The organism is Tabrizicola sp. (assembly GCF_030694085.1).
Classification (GTDB): domain Bacteria; phylum Pseudomonadota; class Alphaproteobacteria; order Rhodobacterales; family Rhodobacteraceae; genus Tabrizicola.
The window spans coordinates 12278-33546 of sequence record NZ_JAUXZE010000039.1 but is presented as its reverse complement, the minus strand read 5'-3'; the positions used below and the strand labels follow the sequence as shown (position 1 = coordinate 33546).

At 64.1% G+C, this 21269-nt stretch carries 17 protein-coding genes; 10 read left to right on the top strand and 7 right to left on the bottom strand.

All coding sequences use genetic code 11. From position 1 onward, the window contains the following. The first annotated feature begins 13 nt into the window (after positions 1-13). Complete coding sequence (locus Q8M85_RS09100) at positions 14-736, top strand: FadR/GntR family transcriptional regulator (RefSeq protein ID WP_305543257.1); 723 nt, start codon at positions 14-16, stop codon at positions 734-736. Between the two features lie 6 nt (positions 737-742). Here the strand turns inward: Q8M85_RS09100 and Q8M85_RS09095 are convergent, their stop codons facing one another. Further along, positions 743-1207, bottom strand: coding sequence for an Lrp/AsnC family transcriptional regulator (locus tag Q8M85_RS09095; RefSeq protein WP_305543254.1), 465 nt, complete (start codon positions 1205-1207; stop codon positions 743-745). 130 nt (positions 1208-1337) lie between these two features. Here Q8M85_RS09095 and Q8M85_RS09090 point away from each other — a divergent pair, with 130 nt between their 5' ends. The 8 genes from Q8M85_RS09090 (at position 1338) to arsA (ending at position 12706) form a co-directional block, all read left to right on the top strand. Beyond that, a complete protein-coding gene (locus tag Q8M85_RS09090) occupies positions 1338-3716 on the top strand; it encodes a 1-deoxy-D-xylulose-5-phosphate synthase N-terminal domain-containing protein (protein WP_305543251.1) in 2379 nt (792 codons plus the stop codon). A gap of 301 nt (positions 3717-4017) precedes the next feature. After that, on the top strand, positions 4018-5568 hold the full coding sequence (locus Q8M85_RS09080; RefSeq protein ID WP_305543248.1) for an ABC transporter substrate-binding protein: 1551 nt from the start codon (positions 4018-4020) through the stop codon (positions 5566-5568). A gap of 47 nt (positions 5569-5615) precedes the next feature. Beyond that, entirely contained in the window at positions 5616-6683 is a 1068-nt protein-coding gene (locus Q8M85_RS09075; protein WP_305543246.1) for an ABC transporter permease, read from the top strand. Continuing rightward, positions 6680-7585, top strand: a complete 906-nt coding sequence (gene nikC, locus Q8M85_RS09070) for a nickel transporter permease (protein WP_305543244.1) — start codon at positions 6680-6682, stop codon at positions 7583-7585. The genes Q8M85_RS09075 and nikC overlap by 4 nt, the downstream gene beginning before the upstream one ends. After that, a complete protein-coding gene (locus tag Q8M85_RS09065) occupies positions 7582-8412 on the top strand; it encodes an ABC transporter ATP-binding protein (protein WP_305543242.1) in 831 nt (276 codons plus the stop codon). The genes nikC and Q8M85_RS09065 overlap by 4 nt, the downstream gene beginning before the upstream one ends. After that, positions 8409-9185, top strand: coding sequence for an ABC transporter ATP-binding protein (locus Q8M85_RS09060; protein ID WP_305543240.1), 777 nt, complete (start codon positions 8409-8411; stop codon positions 9183-9185). The genes Q8M85_RS09065 and Q8M85_RS09060 overlap by 4 nt, the downstream gene beginning before the upstream one ends. Then, a complete protein-coding gene (locus tag Q8M85_RS09055) occupies positions 9182-10234 on the top strand; it encodes a dipeptidase (protein WP_305543238.1) in 1053 nt (350 codons plus the stop codon). Before Q8M85_RS09060 ends, Q8M85_RS09055 begins: the two co-directional genes overlap by 4 nt. Before the next feature lie 726 nt (positions 10235-10960). Next, a complete protein-coding gene (gene arsA / locus Q8M85_RS09050; RefSeq protein ID WP_305543235.1) occupies positions 10961-12706 on the top strand; it encodes an arsenical pump-driving ATPase in 1746 nt (581 codons plus the stop codon). 7 nt (positions 12707-12713) lie between these two features. Here arsA and Q8M85_RS09045 read toward each other — a convergent pair whose 3' ends face one another. The 6 genes from Q8M85_RS09045 to Q8M85_RS09020 all read right to left on the bottom strand — a co-directional run bounded on the left by Q8M85_RS09045 (position 12714) and on the right by Q8M85_RS09020 (position 19895). Further along, the gene (locus Q8M85_RS09045) at positions 12714-13226 is read right to left on the bottom strand and encodes a DUF2478 domain-containing protein (protein ID WP_305543232.1); all 513 of its coding nucleotides are present in this window, start codon (positions 13224-13226) and stop codon (positions 12714-12716) included. A 53-nt stretch (positions 13227-13279) separates the two neighbouring features. Beyond that, complete coding sequence (locus Q8M85_RS09040; protein WP_305543230.1) at positions 13280-15739, bottom strand: arsenate reductase (azurin) large subunit; 2460 nt, start codon at positions 15737-15739, stop codon at positions 13280-13282. A 10-nt stretch (positions 15740-15749) separates the two neighbouring features. Continuing rightward, the gene (locus tag Q8M85_RS09035; RefSeq protein WP_305543227.1) at positions 15750-16274 is read right to left on the bottom strand and encodes an arsenate reductase (azurin) small subunit; all 525 of its coding nucleotides are present in this window, start codon (positions 16272-16274) and stop codon (positions 15750-15752) included. Positions 16275-16424: 150 nt separating this feature from the next. Further along, the gene (locus tag Q8M85_RS09030; RefSeq protein WP_305543225.1) at positions 16425-17630 is read right to left on the bottom strand and encodes a sigma-54 dependent transcriptional regulator; all 1206 of its coding nucleotides are present in this window, start codon (positions 17628-17630) and stop codon (positions 16425-16427) included. After that, a complete protein-coding gene (locus tag Q8M85_RS09025) occupies positions 17623-19041 on the bottom strand; it encodes a sensor histidine kinase (RefSeq protein WP_305543221.1) in 1419 nt (472 codons plus the stop codon). The genes Q8M85_RS09030 and Q8M85_RS09025 overlap by 8 nt, the downstream gene beginning before the upstream one ends. Before the next feature lie 5 nt (positions 19042-19046). Further along, positions 19047-19895 carry a PhnD/SsuA/transferrin family substrate-binding protein gene (locus tag Q8M85_RS09020; protein ID WP_305543218.1) on the bottom strand — a complete coding sequence of 283 codons (849 nt, stop codon included), beginning with the start codon at positions 19893-19895 and terminating at the stop codon, positions 19047-19049. A gap of 230 nt (positions 19896-20125) precedes the next feature. Here Q8M85_RS09020 and arsB point away from each other — a divergent pair, with 230 nt between their 5' ends. Continuing rightward, positions 20126-21145, top strand: coding sequence for an ACR3 family arsenite efflux transporter (gene arsB / locus Q8M85_RS09015; RefSeq protein ID WP_305543215.1), 1020 nt, complete (start codon positions 20126-20128; stop codon positions 21143-21145). The last annotated feature ends 124 nt before the right edge of the window (positions 21146-21269 follow it).

The window sequence follows — 21269 nt, the reverse complement described above, 5'->3', positions numbered from 1 at the left end:
ACGGAGTGACCCCATGAAGCGCGGCGCGTTGCATCTTCTGGAGCCGATCGAGACTCCGTCCCGCGGGGTCGCCGTGCTGGACGCGATGGCCGAGATGATCGAGAAGGCCGGCCTTCAGGTCGGCGACCGCCTGCCCCCCGAAGTGGCGATTGCCGCCGCCCTTGGCGTCGGGCGTTCCACCATCCGCGAGGCGCTGAACCGCTGGGAAGGCCTGGGCCTGATCCGCCGCCGTCAGGGTGATGGCACCTACCTGACCGCCAAGGTCCACGCCTCGCACGGACCGTTGCCGACGATGGTGCAGCTTGAGGGCGAAGCGATCCTGCGCCTGCTGGAAGTCCGGCGCGTGATCGAAAGCGGAACCGTGCGCCGCGCGGCGACCAACGCGACCGCAGCCCAGCGGGCCGAGATCGACACGCTTTGCACCCAGCTTCTGCAGATCGTCGACGCGGGCCAACCCTACCGGGCCGCCGACTCGGCCTTCCACGCCGCGATCTGCGATTCCACCGGCAACCCGATGTTCGGCCAGATCCTGCAGCGTATGGACGAGGCGTTCGAGAGGTCGGTGGAATCCCCCTTCTCCGTCCCCGGTTTCGGCCTTGCGTCGTTCCCGCCGCACCGCGACCTGGCCGATGCCATCGTGGCGGGCGACCCGGACGCCGCCGAAGCGGCGCTGCACCGCATCATCGACCTCGTCGATACCGAGATTCGCGAGATCATCGACGGCAAGAAAGCCTGACCCGGGCTACAGGATACGCGCCAGCCCGCCCTTGACGCGGCGCAAGGGGATCGACGACTCGATGGAGGCGACCCCGCGCACCTTGGTCAGGCGGCCGACCAGAAACCGCTCGAACTCGCCCAGCCCGCTGGTGACCACCCGCAAAAGGTAATCGCGGTTTCCGGTCATCAGCCAGCAATCCACGACCTCGGGGAATGTGCTGATCGCCGCTTCGAAATGCGCCAGCGCCTCGTCCACCTGCTTGTCCAGCTGGACCGAGACGAAGACGGTTACCCCGAAGCCCAGGGCCTCTTCGTCGATAAGGGCGGCATAGCCGCTGATGATCCCCGCCTCCTCCAGCCGCCGCAGGCGTCGGGCGGTGGGCGATGGGCTAAGACCGATCCGGGTGGCAAGCTCATTGATCGTCAGACGCCCGTCCTTGTGCAGGGCGCGCAGGATTTCAGTGTCGAAGCGGTCAAGGTTGGCGGACATCGGCGCATCTTCCGAGTTCAGTGGTGCATTTCACCAAGTATGGGAATTTTCGCACTCGGAATAGCTGCAAAACAGCGCATGTCTGGCTGTATGCTGCTGCAAAGGAAATTCTGGCTTGGGATCACCGCAGATGACCGATCTGAAAACCGTGGAACATCGCCTGCTGTGGCTGTCGCACTGGATGATCCACCACGCCAACCACATCCGCCCAAAGGCCGACGCGATCAAGACCGGAGGTCACCAGGCGTCGTCGGCCTCGATGGTGTCGATCCTGACCGCGCTCTACTTTTCGGCGCTGCGTCCCGAGGACCGGGTGGCGGTAAAGCCCCACGCCGCGCCGGTGTTCCATGCGATCCAGTATCTGATGGGCAATCTTGACCGGGAAAGCATGGAAAACTTTCGCGGCTTCGGGGGCGTCCAGTCCTATCCGTCGCGCACCAAGGATGTCGACGACGTGGATTTCTCGACCGGGTCGGTCGGACTGGGCGTGGCGCTGACCTCCTTCGCCTCGATCATCCAGGACTATGTCACTGCAAAGCCCTGGGGCCAGGGTCGCCCCCTTGGCCGCATGGTCGCCCTGGTCGGCGACGCCGAACTGGACGAAGGCAACGTCTACGAGGCCCTGCAAGAGGGCTGGAAGAACGGGCTGCGAAACTGCTGGTGGATCATTGACTACAACCGTCAGTCATTGGACGGCATCGTGCGCGAAGGGCTTTTCGCCCGGATCGAGGCGATCTTCACCGCCTTCGGCTGGGACGTCGTGCGGGTGAAATACGGTGCGTTGCAACGCGCGGCCTTCGCCGAACCGGGCGGGACGGCGCTGCGCGACTGGATCGACCGCTGCCCGAACCAGCTTTATTCGGCACTGACCTTCATGGGGGGTGCTGTCTGGCGCAAGCGGCTGCTGGAGGATCTTGGTGACCAGGGCGACGTGACCCGGCTGATCGACCGCCGGTCCGACGCCGACCTGGCCGCGCTGATGGAGAATCTGGGCGGCAACTGCGTTCAGACGATGGCCGCGACCTTCGCCGCCATCGACCACGACCGGCCGGTCTGCTTCCTGGCCTATACGATCAAGGGCTGGGGGACGCCCATCGCCGGGCACAAGGACAACCACGGCGGCTTGATGACGAAGACCCAGTTCGACGCCTGGCAAGACCACATGGGCGTGACGAAGGGGCAAGAGTGGGACCGCCTTGCCACCATCGCCGACCCGGACAGCTTCCAGCGTTGGCTCGACCAGGTGCCGTTCTTTGCCCAAGGCCGCCGCCGCTTTCACGACAGCGCCCTGCCGGTGCCAACGATTGCGCCCCCGGCCGACCGCGAGATCTCGACCCAGATGGCGTTCGGCAAGATCCTCGACGACCTCGCCCGCGGCAACACCGACCTTGCAGCACGGATCGTCACCACCTCGCCGGACGTGACCGGCACCACCAGCCTTGGCCCCTGGGTCAACCGACGCAAGCTTTTCGCCCGGACAGAGCAGGCGGACGCCTTCATCGAACAGCGCATCCCCTCGACCGCGAAATGGGAATTCGCCCCCGAAGGTCAGCATGTCGAACTGGGCATCGCCGAGATGAACCTCTTCCTGCTGCTCGCCGCCGCCGGCCTGTCGCACAGCCTGTTCGGCAAGCGGCTGATCCCGATCGGGACCGTCTACGACCCGTTCATCTGCCGCGGTCTCGATGCGCTGAACTATGCCTGCTACCAGGACGCGCGCTTTCTGATCGTCGGCACGCCCTCGGGCGTTACCCTTGCCCCCGAGGGCGGCGCGCACCAGTCCATCGCCACCCCGCTGATCGGCCTTGCACAGGACGGACTGGCCGCCTTCGAGCCCGCCTTCGCCGATGAACTGGCCGTGATCCTGGAATGGGCCTTTGCCTATCTGCAGCGCGACGGCGAGGGTCAGCCGGACGAGCGCACCTGGCTGCGCGACGAAACCGGAGGCTCGGTCTACCTGCGTCTGTCAACCAATCCCATCGACCAGCCTGGCAAGCGGCATGACGACGCCTTCCGGCAGGGTGCCATCGACGGCGCCTATTGGCTGCGACCGCCCGGACCAAACTGCGAGGTGGTGATCGCCTACCAGGGCGTCATTGCGCCCGAGGCGATTGCGGCCGCGGGCCTTCTGGCCGATCAGAAACGGGATGTCGCCGTTCTGGCCGTGACTTCGGTCGACCGGCTGAACGCAGGCTGGACCGCCGCAGAACGCGCCCGCGCCCGCGGCAACCGCCAGGCCCTGTCGCATGTCGAACGGCTGCTGGCCGACCTGCCGTCCCATTGCGTCCTGACAACGGTGATCGACGGTCACCCCGCGACACTGGCCTGGCTGGGGTCGGTCCTGGGCCACCGAACGCTGTCGCTGGGGGTCGAACATTTCGGCCAGACCGGGACCATCGGCGACCTTTACCGCCACTACGGCATCGACACTGCCAGCATCGTGAAACGCATCCTGAACGTCCGGCCCTTCGATCGGCCAACTGCACCGTTCCCGCAGGCGAACTGGTGACGACAACGAGCGACCAACCGGCATTGGGCCGCGCAACCGGGATCGGGGCCCATGTTCCAAGCGCCTTGCGGCGCGCTTTGCGTTTACGGACGGCCTACCCTTCTTCGCTGCAGAGCCGGTACAGACCCGTGGCAGGTTGGGGCACACAGTCTTAGGGTCGACGATAGTCTTGACTCCTGTTCTCAGGCTGCATCCAATCGCACAGGAACCGGCGTGGACCGGCTTTTTGAACAACGATCAATGGGAGATGGCTATGCTATTGAAGCATCAATTTGGACGTGCAGCAGTCTTTGCTGCACTGATGTCCGGTACAGCGCCAATGGCGTTGATGGCCGAAACGCCCGCCGATACACTGGTCGTCGCGGACGCGATCGACGACATTGTTTCGATCGATCCGCACGAGGCCTTCGAGTTCTCAGGCGTCGATCTGAACAACAATGTCTACGACTCACTGGTCGAGCTTGATCCCGCCTTGCCGGGCGAACTTGTGCCCGGCCTGGCCGAAAGCTGGTCGGTCGCCGATGACGGCATGACCTACACTTTCAAGATCAAGTCGGGCATCACTTTCTCGTCCGGCAACCCGCTGACCGCCGAGGATGCAGCCGGGTCGCTCCGGCGTGTGGTAAAGCTGAACAAGACACCGGCCTTTATCCTGACCCAGTTCGGCCTGACGCCGGAAAACGTTGACCAGATGATCACCTTCGAGGGCGACACCGTCACCCTGAAGACCGACAAGGCCTACGCGCCGTCCTTCGTCTACAACTGTCTGACGGCGGGTGTGGCCAACATCGTCGACATGAAGACCGTCATGGCGAACGAGGTCGAAGGTGACATGGGCAACGCCTGGTTGAAGGCCAACAGCGCCGGAACCGGGGCATATGTCCTGAAGTCGTTCAAGCCGAACGCGGGCTACGTGCTGGAAGCTCGCACGGGTCACTGGCGTGGCGACGCCACTATCAAGAATGTCTTCATGCAGCACGTCCCGGAAGGTGCAACCCAGCGTCTGCTTCTGGAGAAGGGCGATATCGACATCGCTCGGGAACTTACCCCGACGGACATCGCTGGGCTTGCCGGCAATGCCGACATCAAGGTGCAAAGCGACGTCGGAGGGCAGGTCTACTATCTTGCACTTAACCAGAAGAAGGCGGAACTCGCCAATCCGAAAGTCCAGGAGGCGATGCGTTGGGCGGTTGATTACGCCGGTATGGCAGACAGTATCCTGCAGGGTCAGTGGGTCGTCCACCAGGCCTTCCTGCCGCAGGGCTTCCTTGGTGCGCTGACGGAAACGCCTTACAGCCTGGACGTCGAAAAGGCCAAGGCGCTGATGGCGGAATCGGGTGTGCCCCTGCCGCTGGAGGTGAAGTTCACCGTCCGCAACAACCAGGAACGGCTGGACATCGCCACCTCGCTGCAGAACACCTTCGCGCAGGTCGGAATCAACCTTGTTCTCGATGTGGGCGACGGCGCGCAAGGACTTGCGGTCTACCGCGGCCGCCAGCATGAGATGACCCTGCAAACCTGGGGCCCGGATTACCCTGACCCGCACACCAACGCCTCGACCTTCGCGATGAACCCCGACAACAGCGATGAGGCCGGAAACACCGGCTACCTTGCGTGGCGCACTGCATGGGACCCGGCTGAGCTTCACGCCATGACCGAAGCCGCCGTGGTCGAGAAGGACACTGAAAAGCGCAAGGCGATGTACGAGGAAATCCAGCGCAAGCACCGCGACAACTCGGCCTTCGTGATGATGTTCCAGCAAGCCCGGCAGGATGCGATGCGTGCCAACGTCATGGGCTTTTATGCCGGCGGGGCCACCGACTCGGCCTCGTACTGGACCGTGACGAAGTAAGCCAGGCGGCCGCCGCGCGCACCTGCGTCACGGCGGCCCCGTTCCCGATGATCGGAAGTCTGGCACCCTCTCCCCGCAGCGAACGTGTGGTCCGGTTGATTTCGCAGGTCGGCCTTGGCCTGGGCACGCTTGCCATCACGCTTCTTGGACTTCTGCTGATCACCTTTCTTATCAGCCGGGTTGTGCCGATCGACCCCGTGCTGTCGATCGTTGGCGAGCGTGCGACCGAGGCGCAGATCGCAGCGATCCGCGAAAAGCTGGGGCTGGACCTGCCGCTGTGGCAACAGTTCTTCATCTATGTGACCGACGCTATCCAAGGCGACCTTGGCACCTCGATCAAGACCGGCGCGCCGGTTGCATCCGAGATTGCCCGCTACTTCCCCGCCACGCTGGAGCTTGCAACGCTTGGCACCATCTTCGGGACCCTCGTCGGGGTGCCAGCAGGCGTGTTGGCGGCCACCCGTCCGGGCAGCATCGCCGACCAGATTGTCCGAGTGGTCGGTCTCATGGGGTACTCCATGCCGGTCTTTTGGCTGGGCCTGATCGGTCTGCTGGTCTTCTACGGCCAGCTTGATTGGGTTGCAGGACCCGGCCGCCTGGACCCGACATACGACATGAAGATGGAATTTACTCTGACCTCCTACACTGGAATGATCCTGGTCGACTCGGCGCTGAACGGTGCCTGGGACGTATTCGCCAATGCCGTTAGCCACATCATCCTGCCCGCCGGACTTCTGGGTTATGTCTCGATGGCGTACATCAGCCGCATGACCCGCAGCTTCATGATGAACGAGCTTGGTCAGGAATATATCACCACTGCCCGCGTGAAAGGCATGCCGGAATGGCGAGTTATCTGGGTCCATGCTATGAAGAATGTTCTCGTGCCGCTTATCACCGTGATTGCCCTCAGCTACGCCTACCTCCTCGAAGGCTCGGTCCTGACTGAGACGATCTTTGCCTGGCCAGGGCTGGGCAGCTACATCACTGACGCGCTCTTTTCTTCGGATATGCCTGCTGTCCTTGGCGGGACCGTCGTCGTGGGCGTGGTCTTCGTCACGCTCAACATGCTCTCCGACATCATCTACCGATTGGTGGACCCGCGGGCGCGGACATGACCACGCTGCGCTCCTGGCTTCAGGATCCCAGTCCGACGTCGCGGCGGCAGGCCCGCTTGGGGCAGCTTTGGCTTGCCTGGCTGAGAATTCAGCGCAACCGGCTGGCGATGGCGGGGCTTGTCATCGTGACGATCCTTGTCCTCGTCGCTGCCTTCGCGCCCTGGATTGCGCCTTATGACCCATTTGTGCAGGACCTCGGCAACCGGCTGAAGCCCCCGGGCACCACCGGCCACTGGTTGGGAACTGACGATTTCGGCCGCGATATCCTGTCACGCATCATCCACGGCGCACGGATCACGCTTTACATCATCGCGCTCGTTGCGGTGACCGCCCCGGTCCTTGGTCTGCTGATCGGCACCGTTGCGGGATATTTCGGTGGGTGGATCGACGCAGTGCTCATGCGTCTCACCGACATCTTTCTTGCCTTCCCACGCCTTATTCTGGCCCTTGCCCTGGTTGCCGTCCTTGGCCCGGGGATCGAGAACGCGGTCCTGGCCATCGCCTTGACCGCCTGGCCGCCCTACGCCCGCGTCGCACGGGCCGAGACGCTGACCATCCGCTCGTCCGATTACATCGAAGCCATCCGTCTGCAGGGCGCCACGGCCCCCCGCATCATCCTTGGCCATGTCGTGCCGATGTGCCTGCCTTCGGTCATAATCCGCGTGACCCTGGACATGGCGGGCGTGATCCTGATCGCGGCGGGGCTTGGCTTTCTTGGCCTGGGCGTTCAGCCGCCGCAGCCCGAATGGGGCCTGATGATCTCGTCTGGCCGCAAGTTCCTTTTCGAACAGTGGTGGGTCGCCACCATGCCAGGGCTGGCTATCTTCATCGTCTCTCTTGGCTTCAACCTCCTCGGCGACGGCCTGCGTGACGTCCTCGACCCCAAGAGCGCGCCGAAATGACCCTGCTGGACGTCCAGAATCTGCGCGTGACCTTCGACACCGAGACGGGGCCCGTCGAAGCCGTGCGAGGCGTATCCTTCTCTCTCGGCCGCGAACGCCTTGGCATCGTGGGCGAGTCCGGCTCTGGCAAGACCATGACCGGCCGTGCCGTCCTGCGCCTGATCCGGCCGCCCGGCCACATTCTGGCTGACAGGATGGTTTTCGATGGCCAGGACCTGATGGGTGCCTCGGAACGCGAGATGCGCGCGCTTCGGGGAAAGCGCATCGGCATGATCATGCAGGACCCGAAATACAGCCTCAATCCGGTGATGACCGTCAGCGACCAACTGACCGAGGGCCTGCGCCGCCGCGATGGCCTCGGTCGCCGCGATGCAGAGGCCAAAGCGCTCGCCGCGCTGAACGCCGTGCAGATCCGCGATCCCGCCCGAGTGATGGAGGCCTACCCCCACGAACTGTCGGGCGGGATGGGTCAGCGGGTGATGATCGCAATGATGCTGATCCCCGAGCCCGACCTCCTGATCGCGGATGAACCTACCTCTGCTCTTGATGTAACCGTTCAGGCCGAGGTGCTCTCGATCCTCGACTCCCTGGTCCGCGACAGGGGCATGGGCTTGATCTTCATCAGCCACGACCTTCGGCTGGTGGCGCGGTTCTGCGATCGTGTGGTGGTGATGTACAAGGGTCGCGTGGTGGAAGAGCTTCTTGCCAGCAATCTCTTGGCCGCCCAGCACCCCTACACCAAGGGTCTCTTGAACTGCCTGCCGCGCATAGGCGGCCCGCGTGGCCCGTTGCCGGGACTGGACCGGACGGGAGACTGGGCACAATGAGTCTGATAGAAATCGAGAACCTCTCGGTCACCTTCCGGGCCAAGGGCAGACAGGTCCGCGCCGTCGAAGGTGTCAGCTTCAAGGTGAGCAAGGGCGAAAGCTTCGGCCTCGTGGGCGAAAGCGGCTCGGGCAAGTCAACCATACTGCGTGCGATCTGTGGAATGGCCCCGATAACAGAGGGCACCATCCGTATCGATGGCTCCGTCCTTCCCACCCCGCGCGGCGCCCGATTTGCGACCCGCGTGCAAATGGTCTTCCAGGATCCCTACGCCAGCCTGCATCCCCGCCACACGATCGACCGCACGCTTTCTGAACCGCTGGCAATCCACGGGCTTGGCGGATCCGACGCGCGCGTGGTGCGGGCCTTGGAGCAAGTCGGCCTTCCAGCCGCGTTCCGGTTTCGCTATCCCCATCAGCTTTCCGGTGGCCAGCGCCAGCGCGTGGCCATCGCTCGCGCGCTGATGCTTGAACCAAAGATCGTGCTGCTGGACGAGCCGACATCAGCGCTGGATGCCTCGGTCCAGGCAGAAGTGTTGAACCTGCTGAATCGCCTGCGCGCGGATCTCGGTCTTACCTTCCTTATGGTCAGCCACGACCTCGCGGTGATCGATCACATGTGTGATCGGATTCTGGTGATGCAGCATGGCCGAAAGGTGGAAGAAATGGCTCGGGACGACCTGGCTAATGCAAGAATGACAACCGCCTACGCCCGCAGCCTGTTCGATGCCAGTGCTGACCGGATGCTGGGAGACCCAAGTGGAACCGCCCCATGATCCCTGTATTCGACGGCCACAATGACCTTCTGCTTCGGCTCCACAAGGAGCCTGCCCGCCGCGGGGAAATCTTTCTGACAGGCGAGGGCAGGGGCCATCTGGACCTTCCCAGGATGAAAGCGGCCGGGTTTGCGGGCGGGTTCTTCGCCGTCTACCTGCCGTCGCCTATCGCGCACGACGCCCCGGACTTCATGACGGCCATGAAGAACCCTCCGTTCGATTTGCCCCTGCCCGAACTGATCCGATTTGCCGATGCAATCCAGCCGGCGGCCAGCATGGTGGGCCATCTTCTCTGGATGGAGCGAGCCTCCGAAGGCGCCTTGAAACTTTGCCGCACGGCAGCCGATGTGCGTGACTGTCTTGGGACGGGAACCGTTGCCGCAATCATGCATATGGAAGGCGCAGAGGCGATCGACGAAAGCCTCGATTCCCTCCATCTTTTCCATGCGATCGGTCTGCGATCCCTCGGCCCGGTATGGTCTCGGCCAACGATGTTCGGTCATGGCGTGCCATTTGCATATCCCTCCGGCCCCGACACCGGGCCAGGGCTGACAGAAGCAGGCAAGCGTCTGGTGGCAGAGTGCAATCGCCTACGGATCATGCTGGACCTCAGCCACATGAACGAGGCCGGGTTCAACGACGTCGCGCGACTCTCTGACGCCCCGTTGGTGGCAACCCATTCCAACGCCCACGCGCTTTGTCCGTCCAGTCGCAACCTGACTGACCGGCAGCTGGCTCTGATCCGCGACAGCGGCGGCATGGTGGGACTGAACTTCTCGGTGTCGTTCTTGCGCCCAGATGGGCGTCAAATGGCAGACACCGGCTGGGAGCCGATCCTTCGCCAAATGGATTATCTGCTCGACCGGCTCGGCGAAGATCACGTTGGCTTCGGATCGGATTTTGACGGCTGCACGACGCCGGACGTTATCGGGGACGTCTCTGGCCTTCCAAAGCTGCTGGAGGCGCTGTCCAAGCATGGCTATGATCGTCCACTCTTGGAAAAGCTCGCGCATCGCAACTGGCTGAAACTTCTCGACCGAACTTTTTGACGGTCCCCCCAAGATCTGCAACGTCACGCTGACAAGGCGTCTCACTCCTGCCGTGGTTCCCGTGATCGTCCGACCTGTCCGGGGATGCACCCCAGAGGCACTCTGAAGGCCTCCTGAACCACGTAGGCCGATGAGGCACCATCCGTCGTGCGGGTGGAGAAGCGGCATCGAACGACAAATTCAGACCTCGCAGAAAGTGGTCTTCCTCCTGATGCTCAACCCCACTCAGGAGTTGAAAGCTCCAGCAAATCCGGCGCGGTTCAGGCACGCGATCCAGCGGCACCTTGTTCCGACCGTTCTTCAGGAAGGTCATCATGTTAGCGTTGGGGAAGCCGGCCTCGCTGGCGATCTCGGCCTGGGTCTTCTTGTATGCCAGGTCACGGATGCGATCAGCGATCAGTCGCGCGGTTGCGGTGTTTTGGTAGGGGTTGGTCATGGTGTCTCTCATGCGGTTGGTCACGTGAGATACTTACCTGCGTGTGTCGGTGCGGTCGGGTGGGGATAGCGTGCTGAGCTTTGGAACTTCGTGACAAACCGAAGTCCTGGAAGAAAATGCTCACCTCTATGGGGATGCTCTTTGCCCCAGCCAGTCGGGGGCGGATGAATCCTCCACTCCCATTCCGTCAAGATGCAAGAAAAGCTGCGCGGTCGAGCCCGTGTTGATGCAGGTCATCGCGAAAATATGGCCGACCTGTCATTTGAGCCCACTTCAGCGAGGCACAGTCCATGAACGATCTTACTCTGCTGCAACAGCCGACGCGGTTTCTGTTCTTCACAGGCAAGGGTGGGGTGGGGAAGACCTCGCTCAGCTGTGCTGCTGCCTTGACCCTGGCCGATCAGGGCAAGCGGGTGCTGTTGGTCAGCACCGACCCCGCGTCGAACCTGGATGAGATGCTTGGCTCGCGGCTTTCGGATCAGCCTGTTGCCATCCCCGGTGCCCACAACCTGTCTGCGATGAACATCGATCCCGACAAGGCAGCCGAGGACTATCGGCTCCGGGTTCTGGAGCAGTTGGGGCCGGGTGCTGCCGAGGCGGAGCGGGACACTGTGCGCGAGCAGCTTTCGGGGGCCTGCACGACCGAGATTGCCGCCTTCGACGAATTCGTCGGGCTCTTGGCGGGCGATGCGGCAGAGTATGACCACGTCATCTTCGATACGGCTCCGACCGGGCATACGCTTCGCCTTCTCAGCCTGCCCCGCGCCTGGACCGGGTTTCTTCAGGGCAACGACCGAGGCGCGTCCTGTCTTGGACCACATTCCGGGCTGAAGATGCAGGAGGAACGCTTCCGCACCGCCCTCAAAACGCTGGGTAATCCGGCGACGACCTCCATCATTCTGGTGACACGGGCGGATCGTGGTGCCGTGCGTGAGGCGGCGCGGACCTCGGACGAGTTGCGGGCGCTAGGGCTGGGCAACCAGCAGCTTGTCGTCAATGGAGTCTTCCGCGCCGCCGCCCAGGGTGATGCGGTTGCGGACGGGCTTGCCCGTGACCATGCCGAGGTGATGGCGACCTTGCCGACGAACCTTGCCTCGTTGCCAAGGACCGAGGTGCCCTTGCGTTCTTTTGATATGGTCGGACTGCCCGCATTGCGAGCCCTCTTCCGGGAGGAGACATCGGTAGGAGCGACGCAGGCAGTTTCCGCTGATCTTGATGAACTCGGCCTGTCGGTGATGGTTGACGCTCTGGCCAGTGCCGGGCGCGGGCTGGTGATGGTGATGGGCAAGGGTGGCGTAGGCAAGACTACAGTGGCTGCCGCGATTGCCGTGGGGCTGGTGAAGCGCGGGCATCGGGTGCACCTGACAACGACAGACCCCGCCGCCCATGTCTCGCTGGTTGTGGACGGCAGCCTTGAGGGGCTTGTGGTGGACCGGATCGACCCCAGCATCGAGACCGCACGCTACATTGAAAAGGTCATGGCCACTAAGGGCCGCGATCTGGACGACGCCGACCGCGCGCTGATGCGGGAAGACCTTGCCTCGCCCTGCACCGAGGAGGTGGCGGTCTTCCACGCCTTTTCGCGCATCGTGGCCGAGGCGCGGGGGGCCTTTGTCGTGATGGACACCGCACCGACCGGGCATACGCTGTTGCTTCTGGACGCCACGGGCGCATACCACCGTCAGATGACGCAGGACATGGGACCGGTTCAGGGCCGGATCGTCACTCCGCTGATGCGTCTGCAGGACCCTGACTATACGAAGGTCATTCTGGTGGCCCTGCCGGAGACGACTCCCGTATCCGAAGCGGCCAGTCTGCAGGATGACTTGCGCCGCGCAAGGATCGAGCCCTGGGCCTGGGTGGTGAACAGGTCGCTGGCGCAAACCGGGACGACAGACCCCTTGCTGCAAAGGCGGATCAGGGGCGAGGCGGCTCAGATCGAACGCATCCGTGGCGGGCTGGCGCAGCGCCTGTATCTGCTGCCCTTTCTCGCAGAACCGCCGGTCGGCATCCCGAGATTGCTGGCCTTGACCTGAGCTTGCCTCAGGCTGGCAGACGGACCACGCCCGCAAGGCACCAGTCGGCGACCGCCTCGGCACTGGTGGGAAGACCCTGGATGTCTTCCTCGGCAAAGGACAAGAGAGCCGCAAGGTTCAGCCCGTTCACCCCGACAAGCACCGGCAAGCCGCGATGCAGGGCTTCGGCGATCACCGGGGCAAGCCCCTTGCCTTCGGCCTCGCGCTTGCCGAACTTGTTGACGATCAGGATGTCCGCGCCGTCCAGCCTGCGTTCAACTTCATGCACGGTCTGTTCCAGCGCACCGCTGTCAAGGATGCAGCCACGCGCCAGATCGCCCCGGTCCTCGCTGATGCGGACAATGGGGCCATCGGGCAGCACCCGCAGGTCCATGTCGCATTTCTTGCGGTTGGGTCGTTCGTGGTTCGACTGCACGGTTCCGGCAAGCCGCAGCCCTTCGGCGGTCAGCCTGTCCGCGACCTCGGCGATCAACTGGTCAGTCCGGCCCCTGCCTTGCAGGCTGACATAGGCTATGCGCATCTTTCCCTCCCGCGTCGAAAGGCCCGCCCGGAGTAACCGGGCGGGCCTGGTCTTCAGAGTTCTACTTCCCACGACTTGTATGAGACCCGCGCTGCAGCCGGGGTCGCATCCGAGATCTTGCGGATGTTGGCCCAGGTCTGCTTGTAGTTCGGCAGGATCAACTCGTTGGTGCCGGCGTTGATCACGTTCCCCTGCGCGCCGTTCGGTGCCCCGAAGACCATGAAGGTCTCGTTCTTCCGCGCGGTCGGTTCGGGATAGGCCAGGGCCTGCGTGGCGCCGACGTCGTTGAACACCTCGACCATGTCGCCCGGCTTCAGCCCAAGTTCGGCCATGTCGTCGGGATGGATCTGGATGAAAGGCACGGGCAGGCGGTCCATGACGAAGTCGTTCTTCTGGTCCAGGAACCAGTTCTGCCAGTTCAGGTTCGCCCGACCGTTGTTGATGAGGAAGCGGTGGTTGGCTTGCTGCTGCGCCTTGCCGGGGGCTTGCAGGCCACGCCACGAGCCCATGCAGAACAGGGCCTTGCCGTCTTCGCGCCCGTGACGGGTGAAGACGCCGTCCTCATAGAGACGCTTGGTGCCGACCAGCGCCCCGTTCTCGTAGCCCTTCACCGGTTCCTGCACGCCATTGTTCCCGGCAGCCTTCAGGCGGTCGTAGGTCACCTCCGGGTTGCCCGAGTTGTAGCCGTCCATGAAGGCATCTTCTTCGGTCTTCCAGTCGAAGCCCTTGAACTGGTCGGCATAGTCTGCCCGGCCCTCGTCCCGCAGGACACGCTCCATATGGTTCGCCAATCGCGCTGCGATGATGCAGTCGGGCTGGGCCGAACCGGGCGCGTCCATGTATTTTTCAACCAGCCGCAAGCGCCGCTCGCCGTTCATCGAGGTCAGGTTCATTTCGCCCGATTCCACCGCAGGCAGGATGACGTGGGCGGCCTGGCCGATCTGGCTGTGGATGATGTCGACGTTGACCGAGAAGATCCCGCCCGCGTTGATCGCGCCGACGATGGCATCGACCAACTCCTCGCGCGAGGCTCCGGCACGGGCGTCCATGGCTTCCTTCACCATGTTGGTGCGCCGGTTGTAGACGCGCTTGAACTCGGCCGCGTTGAGCGTGGTCTTGTAGTGGTCGTTGGCCCAGATGTGGTGGACCTTGCCGCCGCCCGCGATGATCAGCTGGTCGATGTAGGGGGCCGGACGGCCGACATGGGCGTCAGAGGGACGGAAGTAGCCCTCCTGGTGGCCGCCCAGACGACAGACACCGCCGCCTTCCCGGCCGATGTTGCCGGTCGCAAGGCCGATGTTCACCAGTGCCCCGATGACGCGGTAGTTGTCGTTGCCCCAGATGATGCCCTTTTCATAGCCGGTGACGGTCTTGGTGCGGCTGCCGTCCTCCTTGGGCTTGGCGATCCACTCGGCGGCCTGGATGATCTGCGCCTCGGTCAGGCCGGTGGTCGCTGCCCCGCCCGCAAGGCTCATCTTGCAGGCGGCGCGAGCGGCCTCGAATGACCCCAGAGACGCCGGATGCGCGGCGTCCTCGGGCACTGCCACATCGCCCTGGAAGGTCGAGTTGGCAATAAAGTCGGCGTCCACCCAGCCCTGATCGGCGATGTAGGTGAAGAGCGTGTTGAAGAGCGCGAGGTCCGAGCCGCTGGCAATTGCCAGATGCAGCACGTTTTCGGCCCCTGCAACCTGTTCGCAGCTGTCCACCGTCACGGTGCGGCGGGGATCGACGACGATCACCTTCGCCCCGTTCTGCATCCCCTTCACCATGTGGTTCAGGAACAGGTTGGTCTGACACTCCATCGGGTTGGTGCCGACCAGCATGATCGTGTCGGCGACCTGGTAGTCGGTGTAGGAGTAGTTCAGCTCATCCACGCCCATGTCGCGGGTGCTGTGCACCTCTGAGTTATAGGCCGGGCGGTTGTGGATGCGGCAGTGCTTCACCTTCATCGCGCCGAAGTAGAGCTTGCCGGTGCCCCAGGTGTTCTCGTATCCGCCAGCGCTGCCGCCGTGGTCGAACATGGACACGTAGAGGTCGTTCTCGTCGTCCTTGTCGACCACCCGTGCGGTGACTTGGGCCACGAGGTCCAGCGCATCGTCCCAGCTGGTCGGCTGCCAGGTTCCATAGCGCCAGACCATCGGCTCGGTCAGGCGCTGCGCCTGCGTGCCGGTGATTTCGGAGCGGCGGTTCTCGGCCATGCGGGCCCCGCGCACCGAGCCAAGACCGGAGTTCACTTCGCAGGCGACGTCCGGCTTGATGACCAGATGCACGTCCTGGCCGTTCTGCTTGACGACGTTATACATCGAGGGCGCATACCAGGCCTCGGTCTCGGCGGCCTGCTGTTTGGACAGGTCTTCGCCGATCCAGTTGCTGTCGACCTTGCCCTGCGTCTTGAGCGGCCAAGTGTAGGCCTTGTAGCCGCAGCCGACGATGCAGTAGTGGCAGGTGACGTTGTGTTCCTTTGCGCCTGCGGGAATGATCGGCAGACGATCGATGTTGCGTTTGTAAGCCATGATCGCCCCCTTACCCTTGCAGCACGTTGGACAGACGGCCGTAGATCAGCTCGTCCGCGCCTGTCGCATAGATGTCGCCCTTGTCGTCCACCCGCAGCGCGAATTGCGGCAGGTTCTGTGTGGCATGGCCCCAGACCTGCTGGCCGCCCTTCTCGCAATCGAAGCGGCTGAAGTGCCCGGGGCAGTTCAGCGTCCTGTCCGCTGCGTGGTAGGACATGTAAAAGCCCTTGTGCGGGCAGAGGACCGAATAGGCGACGATGTCGCCGTCCGGCCCGGCACCGCCTTCGACAGCGGTGCCCAGCTTGAGAAGGATGCCGGGGCTGTCGGCGTCGGGATAGCCGATGTCCATCGGCTCGTTCACCTTCAGGTCCGCGATATTGCCAAGCCTGGTGGACGGATAGTCCAGCATCGCCAGCGACTGCGCCTGAGCCTGCCCCGCAGGCAAGACAGTTGCCGCCGCAGCTCCTGCAGCGCCGAGAACACCCCCGCGCAGGAACTGGCGGCGGCCGACATCGACCAACCGGTTGCATTTCATGGTGGCTAACCTCCCTTGGCTCCCTGTTGTCCAAGGCTACCGCAGGCACACAATGGCGAGGATCGCCTTGATCGGACTGCCGCAGTGCGGCAAGTCATTCCAAAGCTGCACTATTTTTGGGCGTTCGGATTTCCGAACATGGACCAGACGTCAGAGACCTAGCTTCTGCATTTTCTCCCACAGCGTCGTCCGCGACACCCGCAGAAGCCGCGCGGCCTCGCCGACCTGCCCCTGGGTCCGGTCCAGCGCTGCCATGATCTGCGCCTTTTCGGCGGCATCGCGAACATCGGAAAGGGGCCGCAGCGCCTCATCCGCCGCGCGTTCCGGGAAGAGGTCAGCGGTCATCACCATTCCGCCTTCCGCCGCCTCAACCGCCCGCATCAGCCGGGCGCGCAGCTCGCGTCCGTTCCCAGGCCAGCCGTGGGCGCGGATCGCCTCTTCTGCCGTGGCTGCGATGCCGGTCAGCGGTTCTTTGCGGCGCGCGTTGAATCCGGGAAACAGCTGGGCCGCCAGCCAGACAGCATCGTCAGGCCGGTCCGCCAACGGGGGCACGACGATCTCATGCGACTGCAACATGGACAAAAGGTCGGCGCGCAAGCCTTGCGAGGCATCGTCGCCTTGCAGCCCGAGGGTGGCAATCAGCCGGAAGTTTGGTGCCTTGAGTGCGGCCACCACCCTGTCTTGCGCCAAGGCGTCCAGCTCTCCGATCCCGACCAGGACCAGCGTGCCCTCGCCAACCTCGGCAACGGCCGTCTCAAGTTCCGTCGCGCTAATGCGGTCGCGCAATGCGTTGCAAACCACAATTGGCGCAGCGCGACGCTCTGAAAGATCATGGACGCGACGGGCCAAGCGCAGCTTGCCCAACCCTTGAGCCCCCCGGATCAGGAGTAGCGTGTCGCGGGCTGCTGCCACGCTTATCTGGCGGTCCACAGTGCGGGCGGCGGCTGAGATGCCGGTTTCGGGCGGCATCTCCTGATCGGCGCGGGGCCGCATGACAGTAGCCAGCCGGGTCAGGAAAGCCGCGATGTCGAAAGGCTTGGCGATGTAATCCGCAGCCCCCGACCGGATCAGCCGCACCGCCTGATCAATCCCGCCCTGTCCGGTAATGAACAGGAACGGCGGCGGGTGCGAGGTGCGGGTCAGGGTGTCGTAAAGCTCCTCTCCCGTGCCGTCGGGCAAGCGAATGTCGCAGATCACCGCGTCCAGGCTTTTGCGCGGCGTGCGGATCGCGGGCAGCGCGCGGGCAATCTGGCGGTGCCACTGCACCTCGGCCCCTTCCAGCGTCAGGCGCTGGACGAGGGAGGCCCCCATGATCTCGTCATCTTCGACCAGAACAATGCGGCGGCCGTCAAGCATGACCGGACCCTGTCGCAGGCAGCTCGACCCGGATCACCGTCCGCCCCTCGGCCCGGTCGTGGTGCAGCGTGCCGCCTAGCCCCGACACGATGTCATGCACCAGCCGCAGGCCGACACCGCCGCCCGGCGGCAGCGGGCCCGAGGCCAAAAGGCGCCTCAGGTCAGCGTCGCTCATCGCGTTGCCGGTGTTGCTGACCAGGATCGACAGCCGGTCCCCGCCATTGCTGACCTTCAGGCCGACCTGCCCATTCCGCCCGGCAGCGGTCCCGGCGTTCAACAGAAGGTTCAGCGCCACTTGTCGCACCGGGGCGGCGGGCTGGCTGGAGAGGGCCTCAGCGCCTGCCTGGACCTCCCAGGCCAGCGCAATGTTGCAGCTATGCGCCTCGGGCTCGAACAACAGCCGCAGGTCCTCGAAATCCTCTGGCCGCAAGGGTTGCCCGGCGCGGTCCAGCCGGTTCTGATCCAGCATCGCCCGTGTGACGTCGCGCAGATGCCCCAGCCCGCGCTGCATCAGTTCCGCCGATTGTCGGACCACATCCGGCCGGTCGGCATAGGTTCGGATCGTGTCGGCGGCGTTCAAGAGACCGCCAAGGGGGTTGTTCACCTCATGCGCCAGAGCGGATGACAGCCGACCAAGGCTGACAAAACGCTCCCGGTCGGCGAGGCGACGCTCGGCCTCGGCCCGTTCCTCGACGGCGGTGGTCATCTGGTTGTAGGTCTCGATCAACCGCGCAAGGCCGGGGTCGCCGTGGGGTATCTCGGCGTGCGGAATGGGCCGGGGCGCGCCGCCCGAGGCGTCCATTGCCTGCACCAGTGCACCTACCGGGCGCAAGATGCGCGCAACGGCCAGCCAGCCGCCAAAGGCCAGCACCGCAGTCGCCAGCGCGTTGCCGAACAGAAGCCACAGCGTCACCTGCCGACGTTCTGCCAGAAGGTCCGTCACATCCAGTTCGGTGACGATCCCGCCTATGGTGCGACCCTGATACTGCAGTGGAGAGGTAACGCGCAGGACCGGATCACCGGTCATCCGGACCGCCTCGGGGGCCACAGCGCCGTCGCCGAAGGCCGCCGCCTCCACGCCCACCGGAGCGCGGTGCGGGTCGGTGGCCGCAAGAACCCGGCCCCGTTCGTCGGCAACGACCGTCAGCAGCAACCGCTGCCCGTCACTGGCCAGGCGCGCGCGGTCGAGGATATCGTAGACCTCCCACACATCCTGCCGTAGGACGGAAGGCCCCAGTGCGACCGATAGGCCTTCGACATGCAGCCGGGCGGTTTCGGACAGACGCGCATCCTGCACCCGGTCCAGCGCACCGAGCACGCTTTGACTTGCGACCAGGGCAAGGACGATCATCAGCGCCGCCGTGATCAGGGGCACGCGCAGGGTCACCGGCAGGTTGCGAAAGCGCCGCATCACGATCATCCGCCCGCCAAGGCTGCCATGCGGAGGGCGATGCCGTCGAACAGCGCCGGGTCTGCCGGGGCAACGGAATCCAGGAACAGAAGGCGCAGCACATCGCGTCCCGTGTCGGTCTGGCCCAGACCTTGAAGCGCCTTGGCGCAGGCGGCCACCCCGGCCTCGGCCATCCGGTCGGTTCGGGCGACAAAGGGCGGAAACCCCAGGTCCTCGGACCGCGAGATCACGCGTGTGCGGGCTGTCAGACCGGGCTCGACGCTGTTCAAGACTTCCCAGACATAGCCATCGACGCTGCCCGACCGGGTCAGTCCCCCGGCAACCGCGCGCACGACATTGCGGTGCCCGTAAGTAAAGATCGACCGGGAAAAGAACCCGTCCGGCGTCGTGCCCATCAGCGCCAGGTCCGACGCGGTGACAAGATAGCCGGAATTGCTGTCCGGGTCCGAAAAGGCATGCGCCCCGCCCTGCAGATCGGCCAGACTGGTCGCCGCGTCGTCAGCGGCGACGATCAGGTAGGACTGATAAAGCGGCGCGCCCCGCCAGATCGGCACCCCCAGCAAGGTCAGCTGATCGCGGTGCTGCAGATAGGGATAGCCGCAGGTCCAGGCCGCATCGACCGATCCATCCAGCAAAGCACCGGTGATTTCCTGATAGGTCCGCCGCTGGACCAGTTCGATCTCGCGCCCCATTGCCTCGCCCAATGCGGCGCGCAGCGCAGAAATCACCGCGGCGTCATTGTCCAGAAAGACCGGCGTCAGCGCAAAGCGGAACGGCGTGGTGCCTTGCGCCAGCACCATCGGCGCAGCGCAAAACGCCGCGCCCGCCAGGATTGCACTTCGCCGGGTATGCACGTCGTTCTCCGCAGCTCTTGGGGCCAGACCTGTCAGTGCCCTGCCAGAAGTGACCTTGATCCTCGTGGGATGATCCGTCAAATCGGATCGAAGATGTTCAAAGCAAACACTGACCCAAAGCGGCCCGCCATGCCTTGCGCAGATTGTCTCGTGGTGCTGACCCAGCCGATGCGTTTCGGTGGTGCGCAAGCAGACAATGTCGACATTCCACCCAAAGCAAAGGACCTGACATGAGCCTCTTTGAACGCTGGCTGACCTTCTGGGTCGCCCTCGGCATCCTGGCGGGGCTTGTCCTGGGCAACCTTGTGCCAGGTGGGTTTTCAGCGCTGGCCGGCCTTGAATACGCCTCGGTCAACCTGGTGGTGGCCGTGCTGATCTGGGCGATGGTCTACCCGATGATGATCGCCATCGACTTCGGCTCGCTGAAAGAGGTCGGCCAGCGACCCAAGGGCCTGGTGATCACGCTGGTGGTCAACTGGCTGATCAAGCCCTTTACCATGGCAGCGTTGGCGGTGCTGTTCTTCAACCACCTGTTCGCCGGGCTGATCGACCCTGCGAAAGCACCCGAATACATCGCAGGCCTGATCCTTTTGGGCGCAGCGCCCTGCACGGCAATGGTCTTCGTCTGGTCCCAACTGACCAAGGGCGATCCGAACTACACGCTGGTGCAGGTTTCGGTGAACGATCTGATCATGGTCGTCGCCTTCGCGCCGATCGTGGCTTTCCTTCTGGGCGTGACCGACATCGAAGTGCCGTGGGAGACGCTGATCCTGTCGGTCGTCCTATATATCGTCATCCCGCTGATCGCCGGTGCGCTGACGCGCCGGGCGCTTTTGGCGCGCGGGGGCGACGCCGCCGTGACCGCCTTTACCGCCCGGATCAAGCCCGCCTCTGTCCTGGGGCTGCTGTTGACCGTAGTGCTGCTGTTCGGCTTCCAGGGACCGGTGATCATTGCCCAGCCGCTGTTGATCGCCCTGATCGCAGTGCCGATCATCATCCAGTCCTACGGCATCTTCGCGCTTGGCTATGCCTGGGCCTTTGCGTGGAAACTGCCCCACAGGGTGGCAGCGCCCTGCGCGCTGATCGGCACGTCTAACTTCTTCGAACTGGCGGTTGCAGTTGCCATCGGGCTTTTCGGACTGAACTCTGGCGCGGCGCTGGCCACCGTGGTCGGCGTGCTGGTCGAAGTGCCGGTGATGCTGTCGCTTGTCGCTTTTGCCAACCGCACCCGTGACAGATTCCCGGCCTGATGGGAACACCCAGCGCCGTCGTTGGGTGTTACCCGCGCCATGCATTTCGCCCACTAAGAGACGTTGTTGTCTTGGGACGGTCAAATCGTTTTCCCGATTTCCTCCGCGGTCGACACCTTGCCGT